The following is a 12,299-nucleotide window of genomic DNA, read 5'->3' as shown; positions in this document are numbered from 1 at the left end:
ATTGAGTACCGAGTACTGCCGACGCACCCTGCCGACTGCCAACTGCCACTGCATACTGCCTACTATAACACTGTCGCTCCCGCTTTCAACTTTTCCCCTTTCATTTGGCCGCAACCTCGCCGTCACGTTTTCAACTTTCAGCTTTCATCTTTTCAGCTTTCACAAATATGTCGCAGCCTGACCGCAAACTGACCATGGATGAACTCGGGCGGATGGATGCTGAGGGATACAAGGCTATGGCCAAGCGGCGGTTGCGCTTTATCCTGGACGATGTACGGAGCCGCCACAACACCGGTTCCATCTTCCGTACAGCTGATGCTTTCGCACTGGAGGGGTTGGACTTGTGCGGCTTCACGCCGCTGCCGCCCCACCGGGAGATCGAGAAGACGGCGCTGGGGGCCACGCTCTCCGTGCCCTGGGTACACCATACCTCGGCGTTGGACGCGGTGCATAAGCTGCAGGCGGAAGGCTGGGAGGTATGGGCGGTGGAGCAGACCGAGCATGCAATGGCGATCACCCAATGGGCCCCGGACCCGGAAAAAGGGTTGGCCTTGGTGCTCGGCAACGAGCTGCACGGGGTGAGCGAGGCCGTGGTGGCCGCCTGTGACGGAGCGATCGTGGTACCACAGGGCGGGACAAAACACAGTCTGAACGTGTCCGTATGCGCCGGGATCGTGGCGGCATGGGCCGTATTTAACGGAAAAACACTCTAACACGAGGCAACCCCTCCACAGGTGCTTCGTTAAAGGATTGTGCCACGAAGTGGCCCGTAGTTGTCTCCTTCCTCTATATTTGGCACAGATCGAAACGGAAGTGCGCTCCAAACACACCCTCCCCTTATTGGCCCTCTTGGCATGCTTCGGTCTCTCGAATGTGCTGAACGCCCAGTATTTCCGCAATTCCAGCTACTGGAAGACCCACCGGAAAGAGATCACCGTCGGCATAGGTGTCACCAATTTCCTTGGCGAACTCGGCGGTCGGAACCAGATCGGCTCCCCCTTCGTGTGGGACCTGGAGTTCAGCCTGACCAAGCCCGCCCTCAGTTTGGGCTACCGGTACTATCTGGCCAAAGCGGTCTCCATGCGTTTTAATGGGACCTATGGCGTACTGGCCGGAAACGACAACCTCACCCAGGAGACGTTCAGGCACAACCGCAACCTCAGCTTCAAGTCGAACATCATCGAGGCGCAGCTCTGTTTGGAATGGCACCCCTTCCAGGAACAACCAGGGCACATGTATGACCTTCGCGGGGTAAAAGGCATGGCACCGAGCCGCATGGGCCTCTACGTCTTCGCCGGGGTGGGCGGTTTCCATTTCAATCCGAAGACCCAGTTCGACGGCGCATGGGTGGAATTGCGCCCGCTGGGCACGGAAGGACAGGGGCTGCCGGACGGAGCGGACGAATACTCCCTAACTCAGTTCTGCATCCCCATGGGCATAGGCATCCGCAAGGCCTTGAACAAGACTATGACCATCGGTCTGGAACTCCAATACACGAAGACCTTCACCGATTATATCGACGATGTGAGCGGCATATACTACGACCGCCAAGCACTCGAGGACGCGCACGGCCCCATGGCAGCCTATCTCTCGGACCCCAGCTTGGGCGAGGTCCCCGGCCAAACGGCTGCCGGCCAACAACGGGGCTACACGAACCACAATGACGGCTATATCTTTCTGAAAGCACAGCTACACTATAAGCTTTTCAAATACCGCTCGAAGAACAAGAAGTACCGCACGCGGATCCGCAGGCAGAAGATCGTGTTCTAAGCCGCAATTTTCGGATCCCGGCACAAGCCCCGATGGTCTCCACCGTCGGGGCTTGTACATCAAAGCCACCTTGTTCGCGCGTTACGGAGCGACCTGCCCGCACGATCCCTGACAAGCAGGTCCGTTGCATGGCCAGGCCTTCAGAGAACATCAACCCCTTTAGGGCGATGAACACCTCACGCACGCACCGTCAGGTTCCCGTCCTCTTCCGACAAATACCACATCTCCGGAAGCCCAACAAGATCCGCAGGCCCGGATAGCGGTGGCACACCCTTTGTCCGGTCCGGGCCAGCATGCACTGATCATTGAACTCCACACGGAATGAACTTGAAGAACATCCCCCTGACCGCATTGGCCTTCATCAGTGCATTGGCATGTAACTCGGCACCGGAGGAACCGATGGACGGCCCACCCTGTGCCGAGGCTAAGACGAGCGTGCCCGTGGACCTGCACAAGACCTGGAACGTGCTGCTCCAGGCCCATGTGAAGGACGGCATGGTGGATTACAAGGGCTTGGTGAAGGAAAAGGGAAAATTGCACGCCTACTGCGACCTGTTGAGCAGCACGCCCCCCACGGACACGTGGAGCAAGAACGCCGAATTGGCCTTCTGGATCAATACGTACAATGCCTTCACGGTGCAGCTCATTGTGGACAACTACCCGGTGAAGAGCATCAAAGACCTGGATCCTTCCTTGAGCGTGCCCTTGCTGCATACCGTTTGGACAGGCACGAAATTCAAGATCGGTGACACCGAGTACAGCTTGGACGATGTGGAGAACAAGGTGCTGCGCAGGAAATTCGAGGAACCGCGGATCCACTTCGCTATCAACTGCGCTTCCATGAGCTGCCCGCCCCTGCGCAACGAGGCATTCACCGGAGAGCGCGTGCAGGAGCAATTGGACGACCAAGCGCGGAATTTCATCAATAACCCGCGTTACAACAAGATCACCAAGGACCAGGCGGAACTCTCCAAGATCTTCAGCTGGTTCAGCGGGGATTTCAAGAAGCACGGCACGTTGATCGAATTCATCAACCAGTATAGTAAGGTGAAGTTGGACGCCGAGGCGGACCTGAGCTACATGGACTACGATTGGAGCTTGAACGAGCAGAAGTGAGGGTGCTGGTACAGGGTACCGGGTAGAAGGTACCGAGTACCGGGTGTTGACCTTCGCGGAATTGTACCCTGTGCCCAGTACCCGGTACTTTGTACCAGCAACTAATTCCACCTGTCCGCAACTGCATCATCTTTGGCGGATGACATTGATCCGACACTGTGGATGTACCGGGCGCTGAGAGCCAGTGTGCGCGCGGCATTGTATCTGTACTGCGGGCGGATCCGTGTGGATGTGCGTTCCGCGCCACCGGTGGATACCGTGCTCTTGCTGGCCAGCAACCATCCCAATTCGTTCTTCGATGCTTTGGTGATCGCTACGCACTTGCCCCACCGCATGCGCTTCCTGGCGCGTGGTGATGCGTTCCGTGACCCGCGTGCCGCGAAAATGTTGGGCGCATTGTTCATGATCCCGATCTACCGCATGAGCGACGGACGTGCGGAACTGAGACGAACGGAGGACAGCTTCCTACTTGCGCAGGAGGATTTGGAGCATGGCGGCTCCGTGCTGGTGTTTTCCGAAGGGAACTCGGAGAACGAATCAGGGCTTCGTCCCTTGGGAAAAGGCACCGCAAGGATCGCTTATCGCGCTTGGCAGAGCGGCTTGGACGTTCGGGTGCTTCCGGTGTGGTTGCGCTACGATACGTACCATCTACCGTTCATGGAGGTGTGCATCGGCACGGGCGAGATGATGGACCACAGCGCAACACCGGTGAGGCCGGAAGCGGTTTTCCTGCGCGGATTCAATTCGGTGTTGCGCGATCGCTTACTGAAGGCTTCAGCGATCGTGGATGCACGGCGATCGCTCGATACTTCGCGGTGTTCGGGTGCATTGCGCACGATGTGCCGCATCATTTTGGTACTGCCCGCGCTTGCCGGACTGCTCCTTCATGCGCCTTGGTATTTTCCCTTGCGGGCATTCACGGCCGGAAAAACGCGCGGCACGGTATTCTTCGATTCGGTGCTGTTCGGCCTGTTGTTCCTGACCTACCCGCTCTGGCTGTTGGCATTGGTGGCAATGGCCGTGTTCGCCGGCCTTGGTTGGTGGTCCTTGATCATGATCACCGTGGGGCCCATCAGCCTGTCCGCGTTGCGGTCGTTCCGCATGCGGTGGACAGGAAACGTGATCTCCGAGGAAGCCCCGTCGATCCGTATCACGTAGTCCTCAAAAGGTAATATGCGGTAGTTCAGTACCTCCCTGTAGGTCCGTAACATCGCTTCCGGCCCTTGCCTAACGATCGGGAAAGCGTTCGGGCCGCGTGTTCACTTCATCACGCAAACGATCGAGATCTCCACCTCGTCACCGGCCATGAAGGTTCCGCTCGGTCCCACACCGTAGTCCAGCCGATTCACAGTGATTGTGCCCGTAAGCGTCCTGTTCCCATAGGTGAACGGGACCTCCACATCCTTCGTGATGCCGTGCATGGTGAGCTTCCCCTTTGCCATGAACCCGTTTTCGGCCTTTTCCACGGAAGTGGAGGCGAAGCAGATCGCCGGGTACTTCTCCACATCGAAGAAATCGTCGGTGCGCAAGTGCTTGTCGCGTTTCTTGTTACCCGTGTCCACGGTCGCGGCATCCACGCACACCGCGAACTTCGACCTTGCGGGATCAGATGGATCGAAGGCCGCATTGCCCTTCAGTCCGGAAAAGGAGCCGTTCACACTGCTGATCTTCATGTTCCCGATCTTGAATGAGATACTGGAAGCAGACTGATCAATGGACTGTGCATGCACGTTCGTGAGGAACGGAAGCAGCAACAACAGCAGGGCAGGGCGGGGAAAGGTCATGAGCTTGGGTTTGATCTGAAAGGGACAAAGTTCGTGCCCCGCTGGCGAAGGAACAACTTCGACAGAGCAGTTGATCATCGCACTAACCTGCCCGCCAAATACCCCGTGGTCCAGGCCGCTTGGAAGTTGAAGCCGCCGGTGATGCCGTCAATGTTCAGCACTTCGCCTGCGAAATAGAGCCCTTGCACCTTGCGGCTTTGCAACGTGTGCGGGTCCACTTCTTCCAGCGCCACCCCGCCCGCGGTGACGAACTCTTCCTTGAAGGTGGTTTTGCCGGCCACGGCGTAGCGGTCGTTCGTTAACAGGTCCACCAAGCGGTTACGGTCCTTTTTGCCGACATCGCCCCAGGGTTTCTCCAGCGGGATCTCCGCCTTGGCCAGCAAAAATTCCCAGAGCCGGCGCGGCAACGGGAAGTGGTTCGCGTTCTGCGCTTGTTTGCGTCGGTGATCCTCCTGGGCCATCGCATTGCGTACGTCCTCCTCCCCCATTCCGCCGAGCCAGTGCAGTTGCAATGTGAAACGGTAGCCCATGCCCTGTACGACGCGCGCGCCCCATGCGCTGAGCCGTAGCACGGCCGGGCCGCTCATACCCCAGTGCGTGATCAACAACGGGCCGGTGCTCTCCAATTTTGTGCCGATGATGCGCGCGCGCACCGGGTCAGCCACCACGCCCATCAGGGAGCGGATCGCCTCGCCCGGCATGTTGAAGGTGAAGAGCGACGGCACCGGCTGAACGATGGTGTGGCCGAGCTGCTTCAGCCATGCGTAGCCTTCCGCTTTGGGGTGGCCGCCAGTGGTAACAATGACATGATCCGCTTGCAATTCGCCTCCGCTTTCCATGCGCAGTTTGAATCCGTTCGTCGCATTGTCGATCGCGCCAACGCCGGACTGCAACGCGATGCGCACGCCCTGCTCTTCGGCCTCGTCCATCAGGCAGCGGATGATGGTGCCCGAGTCATCGGAGATGGGGAACATGCGGCCATCGGCTTCGGTCTTCAGTTGAACGCCGCGTTGCGCGAACCACGCGATGGTGTCCTTCACGCTGAAGTACTCGTACACCTTCCGCAGAAAGCGCTCGCCGCGCGGATAGTGTGCCGAAAGCTTGCGGATGTTGGGCTGATCATGCGTGACATTGCAGCGCCCGCCACCGCTGACACGCACCTTGGCGAGGAGCTTATTGCTCTTCTCCAGCAAAAGCACATCGGCACTTGGATGGTGCTGCTTGGCGCTGATCGCCGCGAAGAAACCCGCTGCACCCCCTCCGACGACGATCACACGCATGGGGCAAAGATGAATGACGCGGGGCTTTGGGGACCGCGAAAACGCTTATGGCTCCGTCCTCAATTTGGCATCCTGCCAGCCGGTGATCCCCGCCACCATGGAGTAAACATGCGCATAGCCCAACTTCAATGCGGTCTTTGACGCATTGGTCCCGGCCGGGCACTCGGGGCTGTAGCAATAGAACACGAGCATGGCCTGATGGTCCTTGGGGAGGCTCGCCTCGGTCACCTCATCATAAACGGTGAGCACCGCACCCGGCACATGGGCTTCGGCATACATCTCGGGTTCATTGCAATCATAGACATACACCTTGGCTGAATCCATCATTTGCGAAAGCCGCACAGGGGTGATCACCTCCGCATCGCGAGGCTCTTCTGTGATCGTCGTGCCTGTAACAACCGCGCTGGTCGTGTCCTGACCGTACAAGGTCCCGAATGAAAGCATCGCCACAAACGCAGGAACGACCTGCAGCAAGGCTCCAAGCCAGGCCATGTTCTTACCAACGCACCGAGTGAGCGGCTTCATGTGATCTTTCGCCCCACAAAGTACATCTCCATTTCCCCTTTTCCCTTCGCCTCCACCATGCCGCGCGGGGTAAAGGAGAGATCCGGGCCCTCCTTCACCAGTTCATATGTCGCTTTGCTGATGTTCACCTTTCCTTCCTCGCCGCTCCGCTCCATGGCGTTGGCGGTGTTCACGGCATCGCCCCAGATGTCAAAAGCGAATTTCCGCAACCCCACGATGCCCGCCACGACGGGGCCGGTGTGGATGCCCACGCGCATGGAGAAGGCACTGAGCCCCTTGGCTTCACGCTCGGCCTTGCGCGCCGTGATGAACGCCTGCATCTCCAGAGCGGCGCGTACGACGTCCACCGGTGCTGCCGGTGCCAGGCCCGGCAGTCCGCCCACGCACATGTAGGCGTCACCGATGGTCTTGATCTTTTCGATCTCGTGTGCGGCCACGATGCGGTCGAAGGCTTTGAAGCAATGGTCCAGCTCCTCCACCAAGGCCTGGGCGCTCATGGTCTGGCTGATCCGGGTGAAGTCCTTGAAATCGGAGAAGAGGATGGTGGCACACGGGTGATCGCGCGCCATGGCCTTGCCGTTGTCCTTCAGCTCCTGGGCCACGGTGGCGGGCAGGATGTTGAGCAGGAGCCGCTCCGAACGTCCCCGCTCGCGTTGGACCCTGGCACTGGATATGCGCATGAAACGCAGGCGGCTCCAGAGGCCGGCGGCCAGCAGGAACACCGCGATCGCGCCGTACAGTGCGAGGTTGCGCGCTTCACGCTCACCGGTCACTTCCGCCTGATGGACCATCTCCTCCTCCACCTGCTTCTTGGCCCGGTTCAGGCTGTCCGCCAATTGCCTCTGGGCGAACTCATGGTCCATCTCGATGCGGGTCATCTCCTTGATCTTGGCCTCTCCGAAGAGGGTGTCCCGCAACACGATCGACCGGCGATAGTAGTCCAGGGCACGGCCTTTGTCGCCCAGTGCGTCGTAGGTATCATAGAGGCATTCACAGGCCTGCTGCTCCAGCATGCGCGCCTGCTGTTCCTCCGCCATGGCAAGCCCATCCGCGCAGAAACGCAAGGCCTCTCCCCGCCGCCCCGCCTGGTTCTCGACGGCACCGTACCTGACCTTTGTAATAGCCATTAAATACCCTTTGCTCGTGAGGCCCTGATCGCGCATGCTCTGCTTCAGGTAGTACCTCGCGGAATCAGTCTCGCCCAGCAGGCCGTAACAGGTGCCGAGGTGCATGTAGCTGACGGCCGTCCAGCCGGTATTCCGCAAGGCCTGCCATACGCCTAAGGAAAGCCTATAGAAGGTGAGCGCCTGGGCCGGGTCGCCTTTGTCCTCGTAAAGGGAGCCGAGATTGTTCCAGTACTTGCCCGTTTCCCGCATCGATCCCAATTGCTGATAGATCGCCCCGCTGCTGCGGTAGTACTCTTCGGCCTTGTCGTAGTTCTTCTGGTTGTGCTGGATGGTGCCGATGCTGTTGAGCACCTCGGCCAAACCCAGACTGTCACCCGATCGGCGGACGTCCGCCATAACTTCGTAAAGCAAGGATAATGCCCTCCCGCTCTCGCCCCTCGTCTCCAACATGGCCGCCTGTTCCAACATCAAGCGGCCCAATAATTTTTCTTCCCCTGCCGCCCGTGCCATCACCACGGCCGAGTCCAGCAGGACGGCCGCACGGGCCATCTGGCCGTTCTGCTTCAAGCTGTCCACCACGTTCAGGATCTTCTGCAGCTCGGGGGACTTATCCACTTTTGCGGCGCAAGTACGGTCCGCAGCGGCCCAAAGAACAAGGGCTAGGACCGTGCCGAGCACTGCGGGTCGATCCCAGTAATGCCGCATTGCACGTTTCCACCGAACGATCATGGGGGAAAAGGTAGGGTAATGCCAAGGTTCCCGGGGCTCGAATACCCTCTTTTTACCATTTGGCGGATTTCGATTTTCGTTCCGCCCGGATAGATGGCCCCCATTGATCCGGAGCCATGAGAAAACTCGGCCCATTGGCCCTGTTGGCACGCCCAGCTTACCCGAATAGCCTACCTTCACCCTACACCAAACCACCAAACCACCATGCGTTTACTTGCCACCGCCTCCGTATTAGCCCTGCTGATGCCGATCCATAACCTAATGGGGCAGGAACCCTCCGCACCGGCCGCGAAGCCAACTGATCCCGGTTTCACGGAGGCACTGTTCGACAGCACCACGATCGCGGACATGCTCAAGGACGACAAGGCCATGGCCGTACGCTTCTACAACGTTCTCGTGCCTCCTGAAAATAAGGACGGCAGCGCCATGGCGATCGGTATCCATGCCGATGGCAGCGAGATCAACAAGGGCAATGCGTACCAGGTCAGCTTAGGCTTTGTGAACGGCGTGATCAAAATGAACGCATTGAACTCCAAGGACGCTAAAACGGCTTGTTCATCCATGCAGGCATCCGGCCATCCCTCCTACTCCGCCTCGTTCACCCGCACGGAGATCGAGGCGCTAACGGATCTCCAAGGTTGCCAAGCCCTCCAAGCCGCCCCGGACACCGCTAAAGGAGAGACCACCATGCGCCTGACGGCCATGAAGATCACAGGCGGCAAGGCGGAACCCTTGGGCAGCGATCCCAAGTTCGTACGGGTTTGCGGCTTCCCCTGCCCTTCCGTCTGCGGCCCGGATAAGAACTATGTGTACCGGTTCAAGCCGTAGACGGTCGATCCATTGTTCGATGAAAACTGAAGTGGCCTTTGGATCTCACGCCAACGGGTCTGCGAGCTGTAGCTCCGGGTATTCGAAAGGCTCACTGGCTTCCGGCACGTTGCCGGATCCGGCCTTGCCCAGTAGCGGCCGCACGGAATGCGCCAACAGCGCGTCCGCCGGATAGGGCTTGATCAACGCGTTGATCGCCGCTTCGTCCGCAGGGGATGCGATCGGCGCGAGCCACTGCTCCTCTTCCTCCTCCGTGAGGATCAGCGGCATGCGCGGACCTTCCGCCTTGGGGTTGTTGTGGATGCGCCGCATCAGCTCGTCCGCTTCCGTGGTGACGATGCTGAAGGTGTGCAGTACTTCGCCGCTTTCCCGGTCCTTCCACTGCTCCCATAGTGCGGCCAGCGCGAAGTGGTCGCGGTCCCGCAGGCGGATGAAATACGGATAGGTGCGCTTGCCGAAATGATGGTGCTCGTAGAAGCCCTCCACATGCACGATGGCCCGCTTTCCCATGGCGGAAGTGCGGAAAGCAGGCTTGTCGAACATGGTCTCGCCGCGCGCCAACAGGGTCTGGTTCCAGAGCTGCTTGCGCTGGGCGTCGTCCTTCACCCATGCGGGCACCAGGCCCCAAAAGGATAACTGCGGATCGCGCGGCGCGGCATCGGTGTACACCACCATGCCCGGGTGCGCAAAGCCGTTGGCGAAGTGGTGGTCGAACTCCGGGAAGGGGTTGAGCAGTTGTGCCAAACGCTCAGCGGCGGCGGTGTTACCGCGGCTCTTCGCGATGCGCAGGGACATCTCCGTGCGGGCCTTCACTCCGTAGCACATGGTGCAAAGTTCGTGGATGGACGGGAGCAAGAGGAGGGCGGCCCCGCTATATCTTGCCCGATAGTGGCATTTCCAGACCACCATTTACCCTATTGCGCGTCTTTATTCCGAAACCACCATTTCATGCGGATACTCCTACTCCTTGCGCTCGCCTTCTCCCTACCTGCCAGCGCTGCCTTGCAAGTGATCGTGAACGTGGTCCCGGAGACCTGCGGCAACGCGAATGGTACGGCTTGGGCTATTCCATACGGCGGCACCGGACCCTACACCTATGCGTGGACCGGACCCAATGGTTTCACGGCCACCATCGATAGCTTGACCAACTTGGAAGCCGGCACCTACGAAGTGACCGTGACGGATGCTCTGCTGGCCACAGCGGTGCAAAGCGGCATCGTGGATGATCTCGCGAATTTGATGGAGGGGTACGGTGGGCTGTTCTCTGCCCTGGAACCCATTATCGGGTACATGGGCCACGCTTGCCCCGGCGAATGCAATGGCGCGATGCTGATGATCGATGATCTGCAAAGCGGTACCGGCCCGATGACCTACTCGTTCCCGAGCGGTGCGAATATCCTCGGCTACGAACAACCCTCCGGCCGCCCGGTGTACGGTGGCTTTTGTGCAGATGACCTAGTTACGTACTTCATGGAAGATGCCCTAGGCTGCACCGGCACGGGCTACGCCTACATTGCCACCTTCAACGCGGGCAACTACCTCCAACAATCGGATGTTGTAGGATCCTGTTCTGGAGGTATGGGCGGAAGTGCGCTCTTCGACTTTCAGACCCAGGAGTTCCAACAGTTCATCGAAGTGCGGCTGAACGGCCAATTGGTGCAACCCGGCGAGGATTGGTCCTCAAACAGTGTACGGTTCATGAACCTTGCTCCGGGCACCTATGACCTCCATGCGACCTGGCCCCCTGCCCAGTGCGTCCAAGATCTGCAATTCACCATACCCGACCTCGGTACCGAATGCGGCACCTTGACCGGCATCAGTTGGTATGACCCGAATAGCGATTGCATCCGCGATGCCGGTGAAGTGGGCATTCCGAATAGTGTACTCGCTATAGAACCCGGCGGCTATTTCGCGTTGACGCAATACGATGGCACCTTCAGCATGGATCTGCCCGACGGCAACTACACCTTGGAACAGGCGGACCCTACCCTGTTGCCGATCTGCCCCGTCGTGCAACCCGTGCCTTTCATCATCGGCAGCACTCCAGTGAATATCGAACTGGCCAATGGAAGTAGCACCGAGTTGGATCTGCGCACATGGCTGAACGGTAGCCGGGCACGGCCCGGCTTCGACCACACGCTCTTCGCACAAGTGCGGAACACCACACCACAGGTGAGCGGACCCGTGAGTGCATCGCTCACCTACGATCCTTCCATGACGTATTTGGAAGCGTCGCCTGTTCCCACCAGCATTGTGGGCAACGTCCTCACCTGGGAGTTGCCGCCATTCACCTCGTTCGAATACGCGCACGTCTCGGTGCAGTTCAACATTCCGGTAAGCACGCTATTGGGCACGGTGCTCACCAGCTCCTTCAGTGCAACGAACACGCTGACCGAAACGGACTACACGAACAACAGCAACACAGAACACGTGACCGTTACCGGCAGCTACGACCCGAACGACAAGACCGCACGAACAAGTACCAGGGCCAGCGATGAGCTTTACTTCATCGACAACGATGAATACATCGACTATACGATCCGCTTCCAGAACACCGGCACGGATCCCGCCTTCACGGTGGTGATCACCGATACACTAAGCGCCGAGCTGGACATGAGCAGCTTCCAACCCGGTGTATGCAGCCACCCTTGCACCGTTGATTTCAAAGCAGGCCGCGTGGTGGAATGGACATTCAATGATATCCTCTTGCCCGACAGCAACGTGAACGAAGCGGCGAGCCACGGACTGACCAGCTTCCGCATCAAGTTGAATGAACCGGTGTTGCCGGGCACCGTGATCGAGAACACCGCGAATATCTATTTCGATTTCAACGAACCAGTGATCACGGAGCCGAGCGTGCTGGTGGCGGAGTTCAGTACGGAGGTGCAAGAAAATGGAAAAGAGGGACTCCGGCTCCACCCCAATCCGGCGAGCGACATGCTTCACGTTACGAGCGTTCAACGAATGGTCGGGACGAGGTTGCTGAGCACGGATGGACGGGTGGCACAGGAACTACGCGCACAAGGAACCCGGCAGATGCTGGATGTGGCCCGACTGATCGCAGGCATCTACATTCTGGAGGTCTTGCGGGAGGATGGCCATCGCTTGCGTTCGACCTTCGTGAAGAACTAGGTCAGGGA

The 12,299-nt window shown here is 59.0% G+C and carries 11 protein-coding genes; 6 read left to right on the top strand and 5 right to left on the bottom strand.

The features are described 5' to 3' along the window. Nucleotides 1–167: 167 nt before the first annotated feature. The 4 genes from IPP95_13705 (at nt 168) to IPP95_13690 (ending at nt 4,044) form a co-directional block, all read left to right on the top strand. Nucleotides 168–713: a TrmH family RNA methyltransferase gene (locus tag IPP95_13705; GenBank protein ID QQS72209.1), complete on the top strand. Its 546-nt coding sequence runs from the start codon at nt 168–170 to the stop codon at nt 711–713. A gap of 79 nt (nt 714–792) precedes the next feature. Beyond that, nucleotides 793–1,770, top strand: coding sequence for a hypothetical protein (locus IPP95_13700; GenBank protein ID QQS72208.1), 978 nt, complete (start codon nt 793–795; stop codon nt 1,768–1,770). Between the two features lie 327 nt (nt 1,771–2,097). After that, a complete protein-coding gene (locus IPP95_13695) occupies nt 2,098–2,886 on the top strand; it encodes a DUF547 domain-containing protein (GenBank protein QQS74280.1) in 789 nt (262 codons plus the stop codon). A gap of 132 nt (nt 2,887–3,018) precedes the next feature. After that, the gene (locus IPP95_13690; protein ID QQS72207.1) at nt 3,019–4,044 is read left to right on the top strand and encodes a 1-acyl-sn-glycerol-3-phosphate acyltransferase; all 1,026 of its coding nucleotides are present in this window, start codon (nt 3,019–3,021) and stop codon (nt 4,042–4,044) included. A 101-nt stretch (nt 4,045–4,145) separates the two neighbouring features. On the opposite strand, the gene IPP95_13685 is transcribed toward IPP95_13690, so the two are convergent. The 4 genes from IPP95_13685 to IPP95_13670 all read right to left on the bottom strand — a co-directional run bounded on the left by IPP95_13685 (nt 4,146) and on the right by IPP95_13670 (nt 8,331). Beyond that, complete coding sequence (locus IPP95_13685; protein ID QQS72206.1) at nt 4,146–4,670, bottom strand: YceI family protein; 525 nt, start codon at nt 4,668–4,670, stop codon at nt 4,146–4,148. Nucleotides 4,671–4,744: 74 nt separating this feature from the next. After that, nucleotides 4,745–5,950, bottom strand: a complete 1,206-nt coding sequence (locus IPP95_13680; protein QQS72205.1) for an NAD(P)/FAD-dependent oxidoreductase — start codon at nt 5,948–5,950, stop codon at nt 4,745–4,747. Between the two features lie 45 nt (nt 5,951–5,995). After that, nucleotides 5,996–6,442 carry a rhodanese-like domain-containing protein gene (locus IPP95_13675; GenBank protein QQS72204.1) on the bottom strand — a complete coding sequence of 149 codons (447 nt, stop codon included), beginning with the start codon at nt 6,440–6,442 and terminating at the stop codon, nt 5,996–5,998. Between the two features lie 29 nt (nt 6,443–6,471). Continuing rightward, nucleotides 6,472–8,331 (bottom strand): tetratricopeptide repeat protein, encoded by a 1,860-nt coding sequence (locus tag IPP95_13670; protein ID QQS72203.1) that lies wholly within the window; start codon nt 8,329–8,331, stop codon nt 6,472–6,474. Nucleotides 8,332–8,535: 204 nt separating this feature from the next. Here IPP95_13670 and IPP95_13665 point away from each other — a divergent pair, with 204 nt between their 5' ends. Next, nucleotides 8,536–9,159, top strand: a complete 624-nt coding sequence (locus IPP95_13665) for a hypothetical protein (GenBank protein ID QQS72202.1) — start codon at nt 8,536–8,538, stop codon at nt 9,157–9,159. 45 nt (nt 9,160–9,204) lie between these two features. On the opposite strand, the gene IPP95_13660 is transcribed toward IPP95_13665, so the two are convergent. After that, nucleotides 9,205–9,984, bottom strand: coding sequence for an SOS response-associated peptidase (locus IPP95_13660; GenBank protein ID QQS72201.1), 780 nt, complete (start codon nt 9,982–9,984; stop codon nt 9,205–9,207). A gap of 123 nt (nt 9,985–10,107) precedes the next feature. Here IPP95_13660 and IPP95_13655 point away from each other — a divergent pair, with 123 nt between their 5' ends. Further along, on the top strand, nt 10,108–12,291 hold the full coding sequence (locus IPP95_13655) for a SprB repeat-containing protein (protein ID QQS72200.1): 2,184 nt from the start codon (nt 10,108–10,110) through the stop codon (nt 12,289–12,291). Nucleotides 12,292–12,299: the final 8 nt, after the last annotated feature.

Source organism: Flavobacteriales bacterium, assembly GCA_016700415.1.
GTDB lineage: Bacteria > Bacteroidota > Bacteroidia > Flavobacteriales_F > PHOS-HE28 > PHOS-HE28.
The sequence above is the reverse complement of the archived record's forward strand: the minus strand, read 5'-3'. Positions and strand labels throughout refer to the sequence as shown.

Coding starts and splice junctions, on each gene's coding strand:
- IPP95_13705 (QQS72209.1), top strand. CDS start 168: ATGTCGCAGCCTGACCGCAAACTGACCATGGATGAACTCGGGCGGATG.
- IPP95_13685 (QQS72206.1), bottom strand. CDS start 4,670: ATGACCTTTCCCCGCCCTGCCCTGCTGTTGTTGCTGCTTCCGTTCCTC.
- IPP95_13655 (QQS72200.1), top strand. CDS start 10,108: ATGCGGATACTCCTACTCCTTGCGCTCGCCTTCTCCCTACCTGCCAGC.
- IPP95_13670 (QQS72203.1), bottom strand. CDS start 8,331: ATGATCGTTCGGTGGAAACGTGCAATGCGGCATTACTGGGATCGACCC.
- IPP95_13675 (QQS72204.1), bottom strand. CDS start 6,442: ATGGCCTGGCTTGGAGCCTTGCTGCAGGTCGTTCCTGCGTTTGTGGCG.
- IPP95_13665 (QQS72202.1), top strand. CDS start 8,536: ATGCGTTTACTTGCCACCGCCTCCGTATTAGCCCTGCTGATGCCGATC.
- IPP95_13680 (QQS72205.1), bottom strand. CDS start 5,950: ATGCGTGTGATCGTCGTCGGAGGGGGTGCAGCGGGTTTCTTCGCGGCG.
- IPP95_13660 (QQS72201.1), bottom strand. CDS start 9,984: ATGTGCTACGGAGTGAAGGCCCGCACGGAGATGTCCCTGCGCATCGCG.